At 60.9% G+C, this 21,357-nt stretch carries 17 protein-coding genes; 7 read left to right on the top strand and 10 right to left on the bottom strand.

Annotation, left to right across the window (positions count from 1 at the left end; genetic code table 11):
• Positions 1–4: 4 nt before the first annotated feature.
• On the bottom strand, positions 5–1,783 hold the full coding sequence (locus RHSP_RS04950; RefSeq protein ID WP_004109975.1) for an acyl-CoA dehydrogenase family protein: 1,779 nt from the start codon (positions 1,781–1,783) through the stop codon (positions 5–7).
• Positions 1,784–2,068: 285 nt separating this feature from the next.
• Between RHSP_RS04950 and RHSP_RS04945 the strand changes: the two genes are divergently transcribed.
• Complete coding sequence (locus tag RHSP_RS04945; RefSeq protein ID WP_004109973.1) at positions 2,069–3,070, top strand: transporter; 1,002 nt, start codon at positions 2,069–2,071, stop codon at positions 3,068–3,070.
• A gap of 69 nt (positions 3,071–3,139) precedes the next feature.
• Here the strand turns inward: RHSP_RS04945 and RHSP_RS04940 are convergent, their stop codons facing one another.
• A complete protein-coding gene (locus RHSP_RS04940) occupies positions 3,140–3,604 on the bottom strand; it encodes a BA14K family protein (RefSeq protein WP_004109971.1) in 465 nt (154 codons plus the stop codon).
• 243 nt (positions 3,605–3,847) lie between these two features.
• Between RHSP_RS04940 and RHSP_RS04935 the strand changes: the two genes are divergently transcribed.
• On the top strand, positions 3,848–4,852 hold the full coding sequence (locus RHSP_RS04935; RefSeq protein ID WP_004109969.1) for a glycoside hydrolase family 25 protein: 1,005 nt from the start codon (positions 3,848–3,850) through the stop codon (positions 4,850–4,852).
• 26 nt (positions 4,853–4,878) lie between these two features.
• Here the strand turns inward: RHSP_RS04935 and RHSP_RS04930 are convergent, their stop codons facing one another.
• From RHSP_RS04930 to RHSP_RS04920, 3 genes are all read right to left on the bottom strand, one after another.
• Complete coding sequence (locus tag RHSP_RS04930; RefSeq protein WP_004109967.1) at positions 4,879–5,967, bottom strand: FAD-binding oxidoreductase; 1,089 nt, start codon at positions 5,965–5,967, stop codon at positions 4,879–4,881.
• Between the two features lie 2 nt (positions 5,968–5,969).
• Positions 5,970–7,214 (bottom strand): aromatic ring-hydroxylating oxygenase subunit alpha, encoded by a 1,245-nt coding sequence (locus tag RHSP_RS04925; protein ID WP_037149655.1) that lies wholly within the window; start codon positions 7,212–7,214, stop codon positions 5,970–5,972.
• 410 nt (positions 7,215–7,624) lie between these two features.
• A complete protein-coding gene (locus RHSP_RS04920; protein ID WP_004109961.1) occupies positions 7,625–8,038 on the bottom strand; it encodes an ACT domain-containing protein in 414 nt (137 codons plus the stop codon).
• A 100-nt stretch (positions 8,039–8,138) separates the two neighbouring features.
• Here RHSP_RS04920 and RHSP_RS04915 point away from each other — a divergent pair, with 100 nt between their 5' ends.
• Genes RHSP_RS04915 through RHSP_RS04905 form a run of 3 tightly spaced genes read left to right on the top strand, consistent with a single transcriptional unit; the run spans position 8,139 to position 11,252 of the window.
• The gene (locus RHSP_RS04915) at positions 8,139–8,756 is read left to right on the top strand and encodes a DUF6656 family protein (protein WP_037149652.1); all 618 of its coding nucleotides are present in this window, start codon (positions 8,139–8,141) and stop codon (positions 8,754–8,756) included.
• Between the two features lie 58 nt (positions 8,757–8,814).
• On the top strand, positions 8,815–9,789 hold the full coding sequence (locus RHSP_RS04910) for an L-threonylcarbamoyladenylate synthase (protein ID WP_004109957.1): 975 nt from the start codon (positions 8,815–8,817) through the stop codon (positions 9,787–9,789).
• Between the two features lie 32 nt (positions 9,790–9,821).
• Complete coding sequence (locus RHSP_RS04905; protein WP_004109955.1) at positions 9,822–11,252, top strand: FAD-binding oxidoreductase; 1,431 nt, start codon at positions 9,822–9,824, stop codon at positions 11,250–11,252.
• A 4-nt stretch (positions 11,253–11,256) separates the two neighbouring features.
• On the opposite strand, the gene phnF is transcribed toward RHSP_RS04905, so the two are convergent.
• Complete coding sequence (gene phnF / locus RHSP_RS04900; RefSeq protein WP_004109953.1) at positions 11,257–11,991, bottom strand: phosphonate metabolism transcriptional regulator PhnF; 735 nt, start codon at positions 11,989–11,991, stop codon at positions 11,257–11,259.
• 72 nt (positions 11,992–12,063) lie between these two features.
• Here phnF and RHSP_RS04895 point away from each other — a divergent pair, with 72 nt between their 5' ends.
• Positions 12,064–12,615 (top strand): MOSC domain-containing protein, encoded by a 552-nt coding sequence (locus RHSP_RS04895; protein WP_004109951.1) that lies wholly within the window; start codon positions 12,064–12,066, stop codon positions 12,613–12,615.
• A 78-nt stretch (positions 12,616–12,693) separates the two neighbouring features.
• On the opposite strand, the gene RHSP_RS04890 is transcribed toward RHSP_RS04895, so the two are convergent.
• Positions 12,694–15,660, bottom strand: coding sequence for a DNA translocase FtsK (locus RHSP_RS04890; protein ID WP_004109949.1), 2,967 nt, complete (start codon positions 15,658–15,660; stop codon positions 12,694–12,696).
• Between the two features lie 219 nt (positions 15,661–15,879).
• Entirely contained in the window at positions 15,880–18,387 is a 2,508-nt protein-coding gene (locus RHSP_RS04885) for a DUF1217 domain-containing protein (RefSeq protein ID WP_004109945.1), read from the bottom strand.
• Between the two features lie 317 nt (positions 18,388–18,704).
• Here RHSP_RS04885 and RHSP_RS04880 point away from each other — a divergent pair, with 317 nt between their 5' ends.
• The gene (locus RHSP_RS04880) at positions 18,705–19,271 is read left to right on the top strand and encodes a DUF6101 family protein (protein WP_004109942.1); all 567 of its coding nucleotides are present in this window, start codon (positions 18,705–18,707) and stop codon (positions 19,269–19,271) included.
• Positions 19,272–19,498: 227 nt separating this feature from the next.
• On the opposite strand, the gene ubiA is transcribed toward RHSP_RS04880, so the two are convergent.
• Together ubiA and RHSP_RS04870 are read right to left on the bottom strand one after the other, a co-directional pair.
• Entirely contained in the window at positions 19,499–20,461 is a 963-nt protein-coding gene (ubiA, locus tag RHSP_RS04875) for a 4-hydroxybenzoate octaprenyltransferase (RefSeq protein ID WP_004109938.1), read from the bottom strand.
• Positions 20,462–20,525: 64 nt separating this feature from the next.
• Positions 20,526–21,299, bottom strand: coding sequence for a MipA/OmpV family protein (locus RHSP_RS04870; RefSeq protein ID WP_240535364.1), 774 nt, complete (start codon positions 21,297–21,299; stop codon positions 20,526–20,528).
• Positions 21,300–21,357 lie beyond the last annotated feature (58 nt).

Genomic DNA, 21,357 nt, shown 5'->3' with positions numbered 1-21,357 from the left:
TTCCCTATGCAAGCGCGATGCGGGCGGCTTCAAGGCTGCCGGCTCCGGCAACGACACGATCGGAAAGAGCTGCAGTCTCAGCCAGAAGATTCTCGGCGGCAAACCGGCAGAGCGCGACACGTTTCGCCCCTTCGCCATCCTCCGCATCCGCAAGGCCACCCTTGGCCAGATAGCTTCCGGTCAGCACGACGCCGAAGAGCCGCTGGTAGGGTGTAGCGCCGGCCAGGGCTTCGGTGACTGCGCCCTCCGCCTGCTTCGACAGGAGCCATTCGCTCGTCTTTTCCAGATCGGCGATGGCTGCCAGCAGCCGCGGCGCCGTCTCGCCGAAACCTACGATATTGGATTTGGCGACGGCATCGGCGATCCCGCGCAATTCGGCAATGAAACCGCGCACGTGATCGCCGTTGGCGATCGTCAGCTTGCGAGTCACGAGGTCGATGGCCTGAATGCCGTTGGTGCCTTCGTAGATCGGTGCGATGCGCGCGTCACGCAGCAGTCGCGCCGCACCGGTCTCTTCAATGAAGCCCATGCCGCCATGGACCTGAATGCCAAGCGAGGCGACATCGACGCCGGCATCGGTGGAGAAAGACTTGGCGATCGGCGTCAGCAGCGCTGCGCGCTCCTGCCAGAAGCCAGCCCTTTGCGGATCGCGATGCGACATGTCGATCGCCTCGGCGCAGGCATAGCAGATGGCGCGCGAGCCCTGCGTTAGCGCTTTCATCGTCAAGAGCATGCGGGCGACGTCGGGATGCTCGATGATGGGGCTCATGCCCGACGCTGTCGTTCCCGGTGCGCGGCCCTGGGTGCGCTCCTTGGCATAAGCTATAGCCTTCTGTGTGGCTGCTTCCGCAATCGCCACGCCCTGGATGCCGACGGCCAGCCGGGCATTGTTCATCATTGTGAACATGCAGGCGAGGCCCTTATTCTCCTCACCCACGAGCCAGCCGACAGCTCCCTTTTCCGCACCGTATTTGCCATCGCCAAAGATGAGTGTACAGGTCGGCGAGCCGTGAATGCCGAGTTTGTGCTCCAGCGAATGCACGAAAAGGTCATTGCGCGCGCCAAGCGAGCCATCCTCATTCACAAGGAATTTCGGCACCAGAAAGAGCGAAATGCCGCGTGTACCGACGGGCGCACCCGGCAGGCGGGCAAGAACGAGATGGATGATGTTTTCCGCCGCCTCATGATCGCCCCACGTGATGAAGATCTTCTGGCCGAAGATGCGATAAGTACCATCATCGCGGCGTTCGGCCCGCGAGCGCAGCGCCCCGACATCGGAGCCGGCATGGGGTTCGGTGAGATTCATGGTGCCGGACCACTCGCCGGAGACGAGCTTCGCCAGATATGTCTTCTTGAGATCCTCGCTGCCATGAGCCCGCAGCGCTTCGGACGCTCCCATGGTCAGCGTCGGCGCAAGGCCAAACGCCATCGAGGCGGAATTCCACATTTCCAGCGTCGCGATATTCAGCATGTGCGGCAGGCCCTGCCCGCCGAATTCTTCCGGCGCGGTCAGCCCGTTCCAGCCGCCGGCGGTCCAATCGCGGTAGAGCTTCTCCCAGCCATCGGGAAGCACGACCTTGCCGTCGACCAGCCTTGCGCCCTGCCTGTCGCCATTCCCGGCAAGCGGCTCCACCTCCTCGCTGGCAAATCGCCCCGCTTCCGATAGGATGGCATCGACGACATCGGCGCTAAGATCGCCGAGAATGCCCTCCTCCATCGCGCGCTCCATGCCCGCGACCCGCTTCAGCGTGAATGCAATTTCTTCGACGGGCGCCTTGTACATGCTGCTTCCTCCGCACTGGTGCTGCCGGCGACCCGCCTCACCCGGGTCGTCGCCGATGTGCAGTATAGCTAGTTTATTTTTACGTAAACGTCAATTTTGTCGAGATACCATTCGTGATGATTTCCATCCCGTCACGAACAGGGTGGTGCATACGCCTTGCACGCGCTTTACGCCTGCGGGATTGATACCGGCACATGAATTATTCCATGAAGGGGCGGGCTTGCATAAACAACCGTCATGAACGAAGACTAAGGCAACTGTTCAGACAATACGAACGATAACGCCATGAACACGCTCACGTCAGCCACCACAATACCCGGTTTCGTTTGGGCCTATCGTCTCCGTCCCGGCTCGAGCAAGCCGGAACGACTGCCTGATGATACCGATCGCTCGACGCTCTTCGGCGAAGAAGGGTTTCTCTGGCTGCATCTCAATCTCGTCGACGCGCGCGTACCGGCCTTCCTCGAGGACGCGCCCGGACTAAACGAAGCCGCTCGCATCGCCCTGACGACGCACGAGAGCCATGCGACGCTCACCGTCGACGATCAGATGCTCTTCGGCACGCTCGTCGACTTCCAGCGGGATTTCGCCCAGGATACGCGCGATATCGGCTGGCTGCACTTCGTCGTGACCGACCGCATGCTCATCACCAGCCGCCTGCAGCCGCTTCGCAGCCTGGACCGGGCGCGCGTGCTGATCGAGAAGAACGCCAGCAGATTTTCCCGGCCACTCGATATTTTCGAGCTACTGGTCGTCGAGTTCCAGCGCACCCTGATTTCCGTCGTCATCGAGATCAGCGAAGAGCTGAACCTGATCGAAGACTTCGTCCATGGGAACACGTCTCGCGACGAACGCACGCGGCTTCCGTCCGTTCGACGGACGATCGTGCGGCTGCACCGCCACTTGCGCACGGTCCTGTCGCTGATGCGCCATGCCGCCGCCTCGGACGATGAGGAGATGCCGCTCGGATTCGAGGATGTGGCCGGGCGCTTGACTGGACGGCTGGAAGCGGTCGATCACGATGTCTTCGCGCTGCAGGAGCGCGCCAGGCTGCTGCACGAAGAAATCGGCGCGAAGCTCTCCTCCGAGATCAATCGTCACCTTTATATCCTGTCGATCATGACCGCGTTTCTGCTGCCGCCGACGCTGGTGACCGGCTTCTTCGGCATGAACACGTCGGGCCTGCCGCTTGCGGGCGGGGCAAGCGGCACCGGCTATGCCGTCGGCTTCATCGTCGCATCCATGCTGCTGGCATGGTGGTTGCTGAAACGGGTCAACATTCTCTGACATCGAGATATAGAGAAGGCCGCCCGGCATATGCGGGGGCGGCCTCAATTGATCATTCCGGGATCATGCTCAATAGAAGGGCGAATAGCACTGCCGGCGTGGGCCGTAGTTCGGCTGGAACGTGTTGTCGTAAGCCCGATACGAACGATAGCGATCGGCGCACCATTCGACGTGGCGCGGATTGATGCCGCCGGACGGAGCCGGAGCAGCATAATAGCGCGGCTGGCTCGCAATCGCACCACCGATGATGGCGCCGGCGCCGAAGGCGGCGAGCGGGAACCAGTAGCCGTCATAATAGCGATAGCCACGACGATAGCGCGGATAACCGCGATAGCCGCCATACCAGCCGCGGCGATAATAGCCGCCGCGATAGTCGCGCCACTGGACCTGTTCGACATTGCCAGCCGAAGCCGACTTATCGACCGGCATGATCGGTGCCGTGGGCATTTGAATGGCGAAGGACGGTGTGAAGCTCGTCAGAGTGACAGCGGCCGTGACAGCTACGGTCGCAATTTTCGCACGGAAACCAAGCATTTTATCTCCATTCCTGGTTCGACTTGTGCTCAAGCCTATCGATTTCATATCGGGAATGCTTCCCGGGCAAGGTTTCGCTGCCTGCTTCGTCGCATATCCGAGTAGACGCCGAGAAACGCAACAACACCTCATTCTGTTCCTTAAATCCCTACCGATTTAAGGAGTTATGCGAGGGCTCCATAATGAACCTATAGTGTTTTTGCCCTTAACCCAAGATTAACCAGGAATCCTTACTATTATTTCATGAAAGGATCCTGGCAGACCCACGCCCTGATTTGCAGCTTCCTAACGGTTCTGACCTTCATGGGGCCGGCTACGAAGCCTTCGGCTGGCGAAAGCCAACCCTGGACGGATCCGAAAAACGCCCTCATCGTCGATGCATACGAGCTGAATACCATCGACTGGAATGCGTTTCTGCAGGACAAGCGCATCGCCGGCTTCATCTCCAAAGCCTCGGACGGCCTGCCCGCGACCTATAATTGCGCTGCCAACCATGGCGGCGATACGCCAGCCCACTGCAAGACGATCTGGCGCAAATATGCCATCAGCCGCGAGCTTTATCAGACGCGCCGCATGCTGGCGAAAACCAATGGCCTATTATGGGGCGCCTATCATCTGGGGCGGCCGGGCAATCCGATCGATCAGGCCAACCATTTTCTCGATTATGCCGATCCGCAGCCGGACGAATTGATGGTGCTCGACATAGACGGCATGGACGCCGCGCAGTTCATGTCGCTCGACGACGCCCAGATCTTCGTTGCGCATATCAAGGTCAGGACCGGGCGCTACCCTATCCTTTACACCAATCACAACACGGCGCGATACATTGCGGATCATCGCGACAGCTATCCGCTGCTATCGCGGCTGCCGCTTTGGTATGCACGCTACAAACCGGATGTGAACGGCACCTTCCCGCTCGGCAATTGGGACAATTACGCCATCTGGCAGTTCGTCTCGTCAGAGAACTGCTCCGACAAGAGCTGCCCTTACCGCGTTCCCGGCACATTGACGGACATCGACGTCAACATTGTGCCAATGACCAAGGTTCAGCTCGCGAAGAGCTGGCCGCAGGGCGACCTTGTGCCCGCCAGGCCGCTCCCGGCACCCGACCTGACGATCGCTCAGGCTGCGACTTGCAACGGGCCGCGACAGACGCTCGTCTCGCTGCTGATCGACCCCGTGGTGACGGCATCGACCGCGCAACCCAAGCCGCTCGAAATCAATGAGCTGAACTATCAGGATTTCTAGGCAATTAGGCGAAGCCGGAGATCGGCTCAGGCTTCGACCTGCACGTCCGTCTTCGGGCGCGAGCAGCAGGCCAGGATATAGCCCTCCTCGATCTCATCCTCGAGGATGCCGCCATTATGGCTCATCTCGACCTCGCCCGAAAGCTTCAGCACACGGCAGGTGCCGCAGAGACCGGATTCGCAGGCCGCACCGATCCTCACACCGGCGCCGCGTGCCGCCTGAAGCACGGTCTGACCGGCCGGGCAGAGGACATCCTTGCCAGCCATGGTGAAGCGAATCGTAGTCGCGGTCTCGGTCGACGCGTCGTCGGCGACCTCGGCGAGCGGTGTTGCCGCATTCGCCGGCTGGAAGCTCTCCTGATGGTAGCGCGACATGTCGAAGCTATGCGCTTCCAGCATGGAGCGAACGGCATCCATGAAGACTTCCGGGCCGCAGCAGAAGATGGTGCGATCCATGAAATCGGGCGCAAGCAGGCCGATCTTGGCCTTGTCGATACGGCCCTTCAGCCCCGACCAGAGATCGGTGCGGCCGCAGCCCTCGACGATCAGGCCGAGATTGAGGTTCGGCATGAAACGGGCGAGATATTCCAGCTCCGAACGGAAGATGATGTCGGCGGGGCTGCGTGCGCAATTGATGAAGCTGATATCAGAGAGCGGCGCGATATCGGACATGTAGCGGGTCATGGACATCATCGGGGTGATGCCGGAACCGGCTGACACGAAGAGATATTTTTCGCCTGGGTGGCGAATATGGCTGAAATCGCCGAGAGGTCCGAAGGCCTTGATGCGCATGCCGGGCTTCAGATTGTCGAACATCCAGCGCGTGCCGATGCTGTCCCTCTGCGCCTTCACCGTCACGGCGACCGAAAAGGGCCGCGACGGCGTCGACGACAGCGTATAGGTGCGCATGACCGGCTCCGGCGTCGTCGGCAGCTCAAGCGTCACGAACTGGCCCGGCAGATAGCGGAACCAGTTATCCTTGTCAGGTCCGAATGTGAAGGTCATCACATCGGGCGCTTCGGGCGTGACCGAGAGGCATTCGAGCAGATGCTGCCTGTCGCTCCAGGGCTGCATCTGATCGAGGTGCCGATGACTTTTGGAGGCGGTCTTGCTCATGCTCAGGCTACCGCCGAGAGCTTGGCCTGATCGCCCTGCAGACGGTCGATCATGAAGTTCGAGTACCATTCGACGAACTGCATGACGCCGCCTTCGTGGATTTCCGAATAAGGGCCGGGCTCATAGGCCGGCGAGTGGATGCCGAAGGCATTTTCCTCGACAATGCGGCGGTCCTGATCGTTGGTTTCGTTCCAGACGTGGGTCAGCTCTTCGATATCGTAGTCGACGCCTTCGACCGCATCCTTATGAACCAGCCATTTGGTGGTGACGGCGGTTTCTTCGGCATTGAGCGGCAGCACGCGGAAGGAAATGGCGTGGTCGCCGAGCAGGTGGTTCCAGGTCGTCGGGTAGTGGAAGAGCAGCATCGTGCCGATGCCGTTCATCGTCACGTCGGAGGCGAGCTGGCGCTTGACGGCCTTCTGGCCCGACATGGTGTAGCTTTCAGCCCCTTCGATCAGCGGCATGCGGGCCGTGCGGAACTGCCCGTCCGGCGAGATCTTGAATTCGCTCGGCAGGCCAGCGGCTTCGCAGCGTGCCCAATGCTCGAGGATGATGGGATCGCTCATCGCGCCCTGAACGCCGGTCACGGTCGGCGCTTCGGGGAAGGTGCGGCAGAGCTCGGGGTGATTGGCGGCGCAGTGGTAGCACTCGCGGTTGTTCTCCCAGACCAGCTTCCAGTTGCCCTTCTCGATGATGGTGCTCTGGAAGGCGACCTTGGCTTCGCTCATGCGATGCGGCGCCATATAGGGCTCGATCGCGGCACGGACCGGGGCGAAATCCGGGGCGTTCTGCGCCAGGCAGATGAAGATATAGCCGGCGACGCTTTCGCAGTGGACTTGCTTCAGCGAATACTGGCTCTTGTCGAAATCCTCGGCCATCTGGCGGGCAAAGAGCAGCGAGCCGTCGAGCTCGTAGGTCCACTGGTGGTAGGGGCAGACGAGCTTGGCCGAGGAGCCGCGTTCGGTCGTGCAGACGCGCGAACCGCGATGGCGACAGCTGTTGTGGAAGGCGCGGATAACCTGGTCGCGGCCGCGAACGATGACGACCGGATATTCGCCGATCTGCACCGTGAAATAGTTGCCGGCGCGCGGTACTTCGCAGTCATGGCCGATGAACAGCCAGTCGCGATAGTAGATCATTTCCATATCGAGCTTGAAGTAATCCTGATCGATGTAGAAGGGCTGCTCCAGGCTGAAGCCCTCGCGGCGGTTCTTCAATTGCCGCAAAACATTGCTTTTGATATCCATTTGCCTATCCTCGCGCAGTACCGGGAACGAGCGAAGGACATGCGCGGCCATCAGGAATGGCCAAAATGTCCGACCGCCCGTCGCGGTCAGTAAATCATATCTGCCCAAGGCTGGTTTCCGGGCTCTGGAACGGCCCTGTTGACAGAACCTCCGTCTCCCGGATGGACGGCACCTTGAGATTGATATCATCATAGCTCTCGGCCCCATCGGCCGCTCCGCTACAATGCGACATCGACTTCGAAATTGGCGACAGACGAAACCATATGTGGGGACGGTTGCTCGCTGTGAAAATATAGAAAGGCAATTCAATCTCTTAAGTATCGCGACGGGACCTGTGGGCAATCGTCTGTCGGCATCTCATCGATGACGCTTTATTCTAATTGCGACAGAATCGGCGGCCGCGGGGGCGTTCAATGTGATGCCTGGGCGGCGGAAAGAGCCTGCAGTGCCGCCATCGCGCGATTGGCGTCGCCCGCTGGGACGAAGATGTGGTCATGATAGTAGGCGGCAACGACATTGGCGCTGATGCCTTCGTTTCCCAAGGCCGTCGCGAAGGCCGCGGTAAGACCGACGGCCTCCAGCGAGGAATGGATATCGAGCGTGATCATCCGCATGGCAGGCATGGCCGGAAGCCCTGCCCGCCGCGCGGTTTCCAAAGGAAGGATCAGGGTCACGCCCTCCCGTTCCCGGAAAAGGCCTATCGGCTCCAGATGCATATGATCCGCAAGAGCAGACGCCGACACGCTGCAATAGACGAACTCGCCGTCGACGAGATTAGGCTTCATGCCGGAGAGCAGCTGCTTGAGATCGGTCACTCCGGTCATGCTTTGTGTCTCCTCGAGAATTTGCGGGCGGCGGCGTTAAGCCCGGCTCAAGCCATGCGCAATATCATGCAGTTTCCAGACCTCTATAGCGAGACCCGGCATGGCCAAACTCAGATATTTCGACACTGGGAAGCCCGCCGACCCCGAGCCGGCCCCAGCGGTATCGACGACGGGGCATAGCGAATTCCTGCGCACCGGCCGCATCAATCGCGACAGGCCAGATTGGCTTGCCGAAGAGCGGCGATACATGACCCATCAAGAGGTGGCCGAACGCACGGCGCAGAAGCTGCTAAGCGCCGGCGAGAAGACCCACGACCGGCTGAACGGCTTTCACAAATCCATCCGCTTCCCCAAGCTCATCTTCCATCACACGCTGAAGGACACGCCGCATCTCGGCTATTGCCACGTCACCGCCGCGCGGACTCAGTTCGCGCGATACGAAGAAGTAAACTGGGCCTTCTATATCGCCAATTTCTTTGCCCGCATCGGCCAGGAAGAGAACTTCTTCGAAGACATCAGCCTCAAATATTCGCGGATGTATTTCGCCGTCGCCGTCCTTGCGGACAGGCAAGCGGAAGACAAGAGGCTGACGATCAATCGCGACATTCGCGGCAACGGCGTGCTGTTTCATACCCACGACCCGCAGATCGCCATCCGCAATGTTCTTTTGCTCGGCGCCCGCAACGAGCAGCTTCGCGACATCATTCGCCAGCTTTGACGATTGATCCGAAAACTCGAAAAGCATAAGAACGGCCTGAACTGCAAGCAGGCAGGCCATGGCACGACACATAGACATTCTCGAACATCCGCAAACGGCGATAGACGTCGCGACGGCAACCCTCGCCGAAGGTCTGCCGATCGGGCTGCCGACGGAGACGGTCTACGGGCTTGCCGCCGATGCCACCAACCCAGCCGCGATTACCCGGATCTATGAAACGAAGGGCCGGCCGCGCTTCAATCCGCTGATCTGCCATATGAGCGATCTTGCCATGGCCGAGCGCTATGCGGTCTTCGATCCGATCTCGCGGAAGCTGGCTGAAGCCTTCTGGCCCGGGCCGCTGACGCTGGTGCTGCCGCTGAGATCCGATAGCGGCATCCATCCGCTGGCGACGGCCGGTCTCGACACGGTCGGCATTCGCGTGCCGCAGGGCTTTGCAGGAGACCTGATCCGCGCCTTCGACCGGCCGCTTGCCGCGCCGAGCGCCAATACATCAGGCAAGATCAGCGCCACCAGCGCCGATCATGTCGATGACGATCTCGGGGAACGAATTACCCTCATCCTCGATGCCGGGGCTTCGGTCGTCGGCGTGGAGTCGACCATCGTCAAGGTCGAGGATGGCGAGATGCGCCTGCTGCGGCCCGGCGGGCTGGCGGCAAGCGAAATCGAGCGGGTGGCCGGCAAGGCGCTGAAGCGCCAAAAGAAGGCTTCTGCCGCCATCGAGGCGCCTGGCATGATGGCTTCGCATTATGCGCCGGGAGCGGCCGTGCGGCTCGATGCGACGGAGATTTCCGAGAACGAGACGCTGATCCGCTTCGGGACGCCAGACATTGCCGGCATCGAAAAGGCCGTTGCCGTGCTGGATCTGAGCGCCGCTGGCGATCTCTCAGAGGCCGCCGCAAATCTCTTCGACTTCATGAAGCGCGCCGATGCTACCGGCGCAGCGACCATCGCCTTCTCGCATATTCCCGACGAGGGCCTCGGCGAGGCCATCAACGACCGGCTGCGCCGCGCAGCCGCTCCCAGAGAATAAATAGGCCGACACCATCAGGCAAAGGACACGCCATGAGCAGCTCCGCCCCCTCTTCCGACCTCCTCGATCGCTTCGCCGCCATCGTCGGCGAGAAACATGCCGTGCGGGATCCTGCAGAAATCGCGCCGCACCTCGTGGAAAATCGCGGGCTCTATCATGGCGCCTCGCCGATGCTGCTGAAGCCCGGCTCGGTAGAGGAGGTCTCTTCGATCCTCAAGCTAGCAAGCGAGACCGGCGCGGCCATCGTTCCCCAGACCGGCAATACCGGCCTTGTTGGCGGGCAGACGCCGCGCGAGGGCGGCTCCGACATCATCCTGTCGCTGGAGCGCATGAACCGCGTGCGCGATGTCGATCCGGTCGGCAATACGATTGTTGTCGACGGCGGCTGCATCCTGGCCGATGTGCATAAGGCAGCGGCCGATCATGGCCGCATGTTTCCGCTCTCACTCGGCTCGGAAGGCTCATGCCGCATCGCCGGCAATCTTTCCACCAACGCAGGCGGCACGGCCGTTCTTGCCTATGGCAACATGCGCCAGCTCTGCCTCGGCCTCGAAGTCGTACTGCCCACGGGCGAAATCTGGAACGGGTTGCGCCGCCTGAAGAAGGACAATACCGGCTATGATCTGCGCGACCTTTTCGTCGGCGCCGAAGGTACGCTCGGCGTCATCACCGGCGCTGTGCTAAAGCTCTTCCCGCAGCCGCTCGGCCATCAGGTCGCCTTTGCCGGACTGCAATCGGTCGATGATGCGCTGACCCTGTTCAAGAATGCCTCAAGTCTCTGCGGTACAGCCCTGACCGGCTTCGAGCTGATGCCACGCATCGGCGTCGAGTTCACCGCCCGACATATTCCAGGCGTGCGCGATCCGCTGGAAACTGCCCATCCCTGGTACGTGCTGATCGACATATCCACCTCCGATTCGGCTGAGACGGCCGAACGGATGATGGCGGCGCTGCTCGAACAGGGCTATGAGGCCGGCCTGATCCAGGATGCGACCATCGCCAGTTCGGAAGCGCAGCGGCAAGCCATCTGGCACATGCGCGAGAGCATGTCGGACGCGCAGAAGCCGGAGGGCGGCTCGATCAAGCACGACGTTTCCGTGCCGGTGGCGCAGATCCCGCAATTCATGGCGGAGGCCGAAAAGGCCGTCGTCGCCGCCATGCCTGGCGCACGCGTCTGTGCCTTCGGCCACATGGGTGACGGCAACATCCACTACAACATCTCGCAGCCCGTCGGCGCCGACAAGGCGGAGTTCATCGGCCGCTGGCGCGAGATGAACAAGATCGTGCACGGCCTGGTTCTGCAGCATGGCGGCTCGATCTCCGCCGAGCACGGCATCGGCCAGCTGAAGCGCGACGAGCTGGCTTCGATCCGCTCCGATATCGAGATCGACCTGATGCGGCGGATCAAAACCGCCTTTGACCCGGCCGGGATCATGAATCCGGGCAAGGTCCTCAAGGTCTGAGATCCTAGACCGTCACGACGACGCGCTCCGACGCGAAGCAGCCGATCTGGCACGAGATGATTGTGCCGTCGGCATCGATGTCTTCGCCGGCATAGGCAAGCACGGGCGTCAGGCGCGATTGCTGCAGGAAGCGCGCTTCGGCTTCGGTCGGCATGCGCGCGGTGATGTCGGTGGAGCGACGCCGATAGTCGGTCACGCCGTAATCCTTCAGCGCCGCCGTAAACGAGCCCATGGCAGCGAACTTCTCTGCCAGGCCGGGAAAGCGTTTTGCCGAGCAGCTGCGCATGACGACCGAGACGGGAAGCGCATCGGCATAGGCGACCACACACACTTCCAGCACCGCCTCGCCCGGCTGCAGATTCAGCCTCGCGGCGATATCGGTATTTGCCGGAACTTCCCTCTCCGAGAAAACCTTACGCGTGAGGCTTGCATCCGTCGCTGTCAGGTCCTTGCTGAAGCGCACCTTGTCGCCCAATTGGAAGCGTACGGGCATGTCTGCGCGGACATAGGCGCCGCTTCCGCGCGCGACGCGCAGTAGTCCCTCCCCTTCGAGTTCTGCGATCGCACGCCGCATCGTCACCCTGGAGACGCCGAATTGTTCGGACAGGGCGCGCTCGCTCGGCAGGCGGCTTCCCGGGACGTGCCTGCCGCTGTCGATGGCGCTTCTGAGTTCCGCGGCAACAGTCGCCCAGCCCCCTGCAGCTTTTACGCCCTCACGCTGCCGATTTTTCTCATCCATCACAAATCTGTCGCCTTGAAATTGGTATATACCAATTTATAACGATCTCGATTGTTTATGGAAGGGTTCGGCATGGGCGACAAGCGCATATATGTGACGGCCGTCAGCAGCAGCGGCGTGCATGGTTTCAGCAAGCAGAACAAAGATCATATCCAACTGCTGACCGGGCTTGGCGTCGAAGGCGACGCGCATATGGGGGTTACGGTGAAACATCGCTCCCGCGTCGCGGTCGATCCGACGCAGCCCAATCTGCGCCAGGTGCATATCATCCACGAAGAGCTGTTCGACGAACTCACCGAAAAGGGTTTCTCCGTCGCGCCGGGCGACATGGGCGAGAATATCGCGACCAGAGGGATCGACCTGCTTTCCCTACCTCAAGGCACGCGCCTGCATATCGGCGAGGAAGCGATCGTCGAGGTGACGGGTTTGCGCAATCCCTGCAAGCAGATCGACGATTTTCAGAAGGGACTGCTGCATGCGGTGCTCGACAAGGATGCCGATGGCGGGCTGGTCCGCAAGGCGGGGATCATGAGCATTGTCGTGCAGGGCGGGCGGGTGCAACCGGACGATGCGATCCGTGTCGAATTGCCGCCGCTGCCGCACATCAAGCTTGAGCGCGTCTGATAAAAGGGAAGCGGCCCTCCAATGGAGAGCCGCTTCCCTTTTCATTCCGGTATCGCGTAGGCTTGGCTGCCTAGGTGATCAATCAAAATCTTCCTGACCCGAATTGCCGCCGCCATTGCGGTTGCCGGTGATGATCTCGCGCTTGCCGACATGGTTGGCGGGGCCGACGAGACCGTCCTTCTCCATGCGCTCGACGAGCGAGGCCGCGCGGTTATAGCCGATGCCGAGGCGGCGCTGGATGTAGGAGGTCGAGCACTTCTTGTCGCGCATGACCACCTTGATCGCCTGCTCGTAGAGATCGTCGCCGTCTTCCGAGGCAATCGCGCCCTTGTCGAAGACGGCCGTATCTTCTTCCTCGTCTTCCTCGTCCTCGTCGGCGGTGACCGTGTCGAGATATTCCGGACGGCCCTGCAGCTTCAGGTGCGCCACGACCTTTTCGACTTCCTCGTCGGAGACGAAGGGGCCATGGACACGGGAGATGCGCCCGCCGCCGGCCATGTGCAGCATGTCGCCCTGGCCGAGCAGCTGCTCCGCACCCTGCTCGCCGAGAATGGTGCGGCTGTCGATCTTCGACGTTACCTGGAAGGAGATGCGCGTCGGGAAGTTCGCTTTGATCGTGCCGGTGATGACATCGACCGAGGGTCGCTGCGTCGCCATGATCAAGTGGATGCCGGCGGCACGCGCCATCTGCGCCAGACGCTGGATCGCGCCTTCGATCTCCTTGCCGGCGACCATCATCAGGTCGGCCATTTCGTCGACGATGACGACGATATAGGGCATCGGCGTCAGATCCATTTCCTGGCTCTCTTCGATCGGGGCACCGGTGCCCTTGTCGAAGCCGGTCTGCACCATGACGTGGATCGTCTCGCCCTTTTCCTTGGCGGAGGCAACGCGGCTGTTGTAGCCGTCGATGTTACGCACGCCGAGGCGCGACATCTTCTTGTAGCGATCCTCCATCTCGCGCACCGCCCACTTCAGCGCCATGACGGCCTTCTTTGGATCGGTCACGACGGGGGTCAGCAGGTGCGGGATGCCGTCATAGACCGACAGCTCCAGCATCTTCGGATCGACCATGATCAGGCGGCACTGCTCCGGCGTCATCCGATAGAGCAGCGACAGGATCATCGTGTTGATGGCGACAGATTTGCCCGAACCGGTGGTGCCGGCAACGAGCAGATGCGGCATCTTGGCGAGTTCCGCGATAACAGGCTCGCCACCGATCGTCTTGCCGAGGCCGAGTGCAAGCTTATAGCCGCTCTTTTCGAAATCGGGCGAATCGATCATCTCGCGGAAATAGACGGTCTCGCGGTTGACGTTCGGCAGTTCGATGCCGATGACGTTGCGGCCGGGAACGACGGCGACGCGAGCCGACAGAGCCGACATCGAGCGCGCGATATCGTCTGCGAGGTTGATGACGCGCGAGGATTTGACGCCAGGTGCCGGCTCGAATTCATAGAGCGTGACAACCGGGCCGGGGCGGACATGAATGATCTCGCCCTTGACGCCGAAGTCCTCCAGCACGCTTTCCAGCAGGCCGGCATTCTGCTCGAGCGTTTCCTGCGTCATGATCACGCCGGAACGCACGGCGGGCTCCTGCAGCAGTTCGCGTGGCGGAAGCTCGTATTCGCCATCAACGCTTAGGGCGATCGGACGCCACTCGGGCGGCGTCAGTGATGCGGGCCGGCGCGGCGTGATTCGCAACGGCGGCGCGTCGATCAGGCGCTGGGCGGCAGCTTCGACGGCCGGAAGTGTCGGGGCGACTTTGGTAACGGGCTCCACCGGCGCAGATGCGGCGACCTTTGTCGGCATCGGTGCCAGGACCATGACCGGCGTCGGACGGATTTCCGCTGCCGGAGCAGCTTCCGCGCCATAGACGGCGGCCACGAAAGCGGGCGGTACGAATGCTTCCGGCGCGGCAGCGACTTGCAGCTCAGCAGAAGCCGGCTCGGCGATCTCGGGCGTCACCTCGATGACAGCGATCTGAACGACGGCTTCCCACGCCGCCAGTTCGTCCATGGCGGGCGTGCTGACAGCTACCGGCGCAAGGACGGGAGCAGCCTCGACCGGGGCGACGATTTCCGCCACAGCCGACAACTCGATAGTTTGCGGGACTTCGGCAACCGCGGCGGGCCGGCGGCATTCGACGACGCGGAACTTCGCAACGATCGATTCGGCTTCGACCTCAAGCTGGGGAACCGCCGGCTGAGCCGACTCGCCCTTGATGGCAGAGACGAATTCGCCGTCGAACGGCATCGCGTCCCAGAAGGCGAAATCGGAAAGATGGGTAAGCCGCGACTCGACCACAGGCGCGACTACGGACTCTGGAACACGTGACTGAACAGGGGAAGCATCCAGCGCGATCGCCGGAGCCTTCGAAAATGCGGTAGCGATAACGGTCATCTCCAATGCGTCCGGCGAGGTCGCCGGGGATTTCTGAATTACTGACGGCATGTAGCCCTCCACCGCGAAAGGCATGTCCTCAAGCGGCGGCAAATGGAATTCGGCGGGCTGCGTGCGCGGAGGGGCGACAGGAGTTGGTGCGGCCGCAATGACCGGTGGCTCCATCAAACGCATCGTTGCGTGCGCGGCAACCGGTCGCGTCGCCTCGACCGGAGGTTCGGCATGAGGCCGGCGGCTGATGATTTCGTTTTCCCGCGTGCGGGTGAACCGAACGTTCGGCCCCATCAGGAATGCGTTCTGCCAGCCGGGCGAGGCAAGATCTTCCGCAGAAATACCTTGCGGCAGAACCGGCATGACCGGAGCGCGCTCCGCGGGCGTCGCCTGCAGGGCCTCGACCACCGGCTTCGGAGCGGCGGTGGTACGCTGCCTTATCTCTTCGGCACGGCGCAGTTCCTCGGCGCGACGCTGCTCCTCCGCCTTGCGCTTGGCTTCGCGGGCGTTGCGAATCTTCTCTTCCAGAAACGCTCGGCGCGCAGCGATCTGCTCGGCCCGGCGCGCCTCTTCGGCTGCCTGTTCGGCTTCGAGTTCGCCCTCCGGCTGGACGCCTTGCGACGCATTTGAAACTGTCGTTCGGGAAAGACGCATGAGACCTGCAACCCAGTCATTGATATTGCCGATGGCTTCCCAAATCGAATAGGGCAAGGATGGTTAATAAGTTCCTTCTTGGCGTCTCCGAAAGCTCTTATTTCCCGCTCGCTGTGCCGCCGCGACAACATCGAAAATCCCAAGGAAACAGGCACACGGAAACGACTTTGCCGCGTTAAAACGCGGCAAAGAGTCCTGTTAAATTTTTTGCGTGGCTCGTTATTTCGCCGAGGACAGTTGCGCGATCGAAAGCAGCGTGTCGGCGCTGATCCCGACGCCGGACGAAGAACCCGAGAGAATCGACAGGGCCGGCGACGTGGATGACGTCGTATTGTTCTGCAGATCATACATCGCCGAGAATCGCTGCAGCATCGCGTCGACCTTGGTCGGGTCCTTGAGGTCGCTGACCTTGACGAAGTTGCCCAACATCTTGGCCTGCGTGTCGACATCCATCGACGACATCGCGCTTGGCAGGCTGTAGGTCGTGGTGATGACGGCATAAAGCGCCGCGTCGCCCATGATGTCGTAGACCGAATTGATATTCGGCGCCTTGCGCTGGAAATACAGAGCCAAGCGTACGCCGGGATTGGTATCGCCCTGCTGATCTTCCAGCGTCTGACGCAGGTAGAGATCGTTGGTCGAGGCCAGCGCTCCCTGGTTTTGCGCCGTACCGAGCTTGCTGTCCGTCAGATTGCCATCCGTGCCGAAGTTGAACGCCTCGACGATGCTCTTGAACTTGGCACCATCAGCCGTGTTGATGAAGCTCTTCGCATCGGATGGATCAGAAGCAAAGGCCTTCTTCAGCGTCGCCGTATCGACTGTTTTCGGATCGATGCCGCTGGCCGTCAGGATGAAATTGGTGAGCTTGCTGTCGGCCAGGAGTTCCGTGACGGTGTTAACCTTGGTGATATTGGTCGCGAAATAGGTGCCGGCGGTCTTGGCGTCGCTGGTGGCCTTGGTCAGCAAGGCGCCTGTGAGCCCGGCGGTGGTATGGCTGGAATATTGAGAGATAAAGCTGTTGATCTGCCCCTGCGACAGGGACTGAACCGGGGCCTTCAGATTGCCCTTGCTGTCGAAGTTGAAGGCTTTTGCGAGATCGGTAAAGCGCGTGTCCTTGAGCGAATTGACGTAGCTCTTCGGATCGTAGGGATCGCTTTCGAGAATCTTCGTCAACTGCGACTTCGTCACCTCGTCCGAGCCGATGCCATAGGCGCGCAACGCCATCTGGTAGAGCTCGGGCGCGCTGTCGTTGGATGAGCTGCTGTCGGCCGTATTGCTCGTGAAGAAATCCTTGATGGTCTTCACGCTGGCGATGCGGTTTTTGTAGTTGTTGACCGCATCCGTCGTCAGGCTCGATTGCGACGTCTTGTAGTTGCTCATGTACGCGGTCGAGGCCGCGTCGATGGCGCTTTGGGATTGTGCCGTCTGGCCGGCAGCAAGCGTCCCGTCCGCCTGGAAATTGAATGCGGCGACCACATTTGTCAGGCCGAAGATGGAGGCGGTCGTCGCGTCGCCGAAAGCATTCTTGAGGACAACGGCAGGCGTGGTCGGATCGATACCGTAGGCGGTCTTGATGAAATTGAAGAGGCGAGGATCCGAGGTCAGCTGATCCACCGACGTGATGGAGCCGATGTGGTCCTTGTAGTACTGATTATTGTCGGTCGCGCCGACGCTCGTAATGAATGACGGCACGGTGGAATTGTAGGCGCCCATCACATCGGCTTCCTGCCCGAGCGTCTGCGGCCCGCCGGTGTAGTTGGTGGTGTAGGCCGCTGTCGTGGCGCTCACTTGAGCCGATGTCTGCGCCTGCGAGCCGGCGGCAACAGTCCCGTCCGACTGGAAATTGAACTGCGCCATGACGCTGGTCAGCCCGTTTGACGTCGCGACGCCGGCATCCCTGGCCGAAGCGTTGAACTGGTCGGCGGTGATATAGGCCGGGATGCTGAGGGCGGTCTTGACGTATTGGAACAGCCGCGGATTGGACGTGAGCTGGTCGACCGAGGTGATCGTCCCGATATTGGCCTGGTAATAGGCGGTGTCGCTGTCGGGCGTCGAGGCCTTGACCGTGCCGTCCGCATTGAAATTGAATTCGGCCGCGAGAGCCTTGTCGGCGGTGCCGCCATTCTGATTGAGATAGCTGTTGGGGTCGCTCGGATCGCTCGTCAGCATCTGCCTCAGATTGGAATTCGATGCATTGGTCGGATCGATGCCGTAGGCCTGCAGCACGTAGTTTCTCAGCCGCGTGTTACCGAGAAGGTCATCGACCGTCTTAACGGAGCCGATGTTCTGGGCGTAGTAGCTTGTTTCGGTGGCCGCGGACGTTTCTTCAGTCGTAAACGATTGCTGATAAAGCCCGATGAGATCGTCTTCCTGGGCGCTCGATTGCGCCGTCTTCGTGCTGCCCGTACCGAAATTGAACGCGGCGGCGAATGCCTTGTAGCGGGAATCGTTGAGCTGATTCGCGAAACTGGTGGAATCGCTCAGGTTGCTGGTCAGCACCTGTTTCATAAAGGCTTTGGCATAGGTCATGTCGGATAGCCCGTAGGCTTCCATGGCATAACTGTATAGCTGATAGTCATTCAGGAAGTCATCGACGTTGGTTACTTTGCCTATATTGGCTTTGTAATAGTCGATCAGGCGCTTGCTTTGCGACTGCGACGCCACCTGATTGAGCGAGGTCGCCATATCTCTGGTTGCGATCTTATAACCAAGATAGGTGGAAATCATCGGCAAAATCCCAATAGATCTTCAATATAGGCAGCGAATCCGGTCATTATTATTGCATGCAAACCTTACCCGAGACTTACATGACTTCACCCTATACGTGTATTATATTGAGACGGCCGCCTTTCCGTGTGTTCACCATATGGAAACCCTGATGCATTCGACTTTGCTAACCATTTGAGGACGCAAAGTTTTCTTAACCTCGATTTTTAAGCTGTCCGGAAGGGACGGCGCCTAATCTGCCCAACAACGAGAGGACAAAAGTTCTCCGAGAGAAGGCCGGGAAACGGGCTCTCAGGTAAAGCAAGGGTAGAAAATCGATGACAAATACCGTCCTAAAGCCCGATTGGGCTGGAACCACACTGCGGCTCGATCCGGCGCGCTTTCCGCAACAGGTCAGCTATGCCATGCGCGGTGCCGAGGGTGACGTCACCATCACGATCGACGAGCGCGGCGCCGTGCTGCGCAAGATCCTGCCCTCCAGTGGGCTGCCGCTATCCGTCGCCCTGCCGAAACGCGCCTTCAAGGGTGTCGCCGCACGGGCTATCGACCATGGCGACGGCGAAGTCACCGTCACTCTGGAACTGCATCATTCCGATCCGGATCTGTGCATCCCCCTTCTCGTCGCTCACGACCTGAGCGACATCGCCGCCGACTGGCGCTCCTGGTCGGAAGCCTTCCGCATTCCGATGCTGATGATCGAAGCCGACGGCGTTGCCCGCCCGCTGGAAGAGCATCTCGGCGGCGTCCGCTCGCAGGACAGCCAGCCACGTCGTCGCCACTCCTACTTCGCCGATCGCCGCCCGCGCTTCCTCGTGCGCCGCTCCACCGGAAAGCTCGGCGTCAAGATGAAGATCGAAGGCCGCGAGATCATCGCAAGACACTGAGCCGCACGCGCTCGAAAACTGAATATTGGAAAAGATCGGCCGCGGGACACCAAGTCCCGCGGCCGAAATCGTTGCGACTTCAGCGGGAAGCTCTGCCCGCGACCTTGCTAGAGCATCTCCAGGAAAAGCGCGCAGCGGTTTTCCGTCCGAAATGCGTTAAAGAAACAAGAAGATAGAGCGCTTTCGCGATTCGAAGAAAAGCGGAAAGGCTCTGAAGCGCTTCGCCGTCAGGGAATGAGCAGCAGAAACGACAGGAAAAGACCTGCGAAGATGATCAGGCCGACCCGGTTGTTGGATTTGAACAAAGCAAGGCACTGCTCGCCGTCATTGATGTCGAGCACGGCAATCTGATAGGCGAACATGCCGCCGGCGGCCAACAGGCCGAGATAAGCGAGCCAGCTTGTTCCGGCCAATGCGAAAGCGATCAGCATCAGAAGCAGCGTCGCCCCATAGAGACCGACCAGCCAAAGGCGCGTCTGGTCGCCGAAAAGCCGCGCGGTCGAGCGCACGCCGATCAGTTCATCGTCTTCCTTGTCCTGATGCGCATAGATCGTGTCGTAGCCGATCGTCCAAAGGATGGCGGCCATGTAAAGGATGATCGAGGCAAGCGACAGCTTGCCGAAAATGCCGGCCCACCCCATCAGGGCACCCCAGGAAAAGGCCAGGCCGAGGAAGAATTGCGGCCAGTCGGTGAAGCGCTTGGCGAAGGGATAGAGCGCAACGATGCCGAGCGACAGCAGGCCGAGAATGACGGCAAACCAGTTGAACTGCAGCAGCACGAAAAGACCGACCAGAGCCTGCAGGGTAATGAAGACCTTCGCCTGGAGCCGCGTCACGCGGCCCGACGGTAGCGGCCGTGAACGGGTACGCGCCACCGACATATCTATCTCATGGTCGACCAGGTCATTATAGGCGCAGCCGGCGCCGCGCATGGCGACAGCGCCGACGAAATAGAGCGCAAGATGGTAGATCACCACGAAGCCCGGCGAGCCTCGCCCCATGGAAATCGACGCATTGGCGGCAAGCGCGACCGACCAGAAGCACGGCCACATCAAGAGCTGCCAGCCGATGGGCCTGTCCCAGCGCGCAAGCTGCGCATAGGGCCAGAGCCCTGGGGGCAGAACGCGGTACACCCAGTTGCCGGATGGCGCGTCAGCGACGCGCCCGTTGATGTCGCCTGTCTTTTGCATGAGCGAGTAGTAGTGACATCTGGCGCTCAAGGTCAAGCGGCGGGGCCGCAGCCCCACCCATTTCTCAGTTCGCGGTGAAGTTGAACTTGTAGCTGGCGGACATGCCGATCAGAAGCTGGTTTCGATCGCCGCGCTCCCGTACGAGGCTGCTGTCTGCGGCGGGGCCGGTCAAGCGGGTGTATTCCACGAACGTGCTGGTGGTCCAGTTTTCCGTTGCCTTCCAGGTCAGCGCGCCGCCAACGCCAACGGACTTGATGCCGCCGCCCGGATTGTACTGACTGAGGCCCGACGCCGCCGCCTCGCGTGCGTTGACGCCGTAATAGGTGTTGAAATAGTCGTTGGTGGCAAGCGTCATCCGCGGACCGCCGGAGAGGCGCAGTTCCGGGGTAATGTCGGTGAAGGCATCGACGGCGGCATCGGCAACCAGGCCGCTATGGGCACGAATGCCTTGTCGCACCTCGACGCGGGCGCGCAACCAGTCCGTCGGGTAGGCCTCGACGAAGCCACCGGCCTCGACTCCCCACTTCACCTTTTTCAGGCCCTTGAGCTCCTTGCCGTCACTGCTGTCGCGGCTGCGCACGAACTTGCCGACGATACCGACCCGAAAGGCGTCACTTTCGATGAGAGCGAAAGACGGATTGTCGTTGCGCGAGGAGAAACGCGGCCCCGGCCCCTGCCGGCCAACCGAAACCAGCGGCTGCCATTGCAGCCTGTTGTGCTTGCCGCCTTCGAATTTCGGCGCCGAGAAACCGGCCGCGCCGACGCTTAGATACCAATTGCCTGACCAGAAATGCTGGCCGTCTCCGGCAAAAGCCGCGGAAGCGGAGGCGACAAACAAACCAAAGCTGGCGAAAAGACGCGCTTTTACAAACACAATGCAACTCCATGATACGCAA

Origin of the sequence: Rhizobium freirei PRF 81, from assembly GCF_000359745.1 — a bacterium.
Taxonomy (GTDB): domain Bacteria; phylum Pseudomonadota; class Alphaproteobacteria; order Rhizobiales; family Rhizobiaceae; genus Rhizobium; species Rhizobium freirei.
The sequence above is the reverse complement of the archived record's forward strand: the minus strand, read 5'-3'. Positions and strand labels throughout refer to the sequence as shown.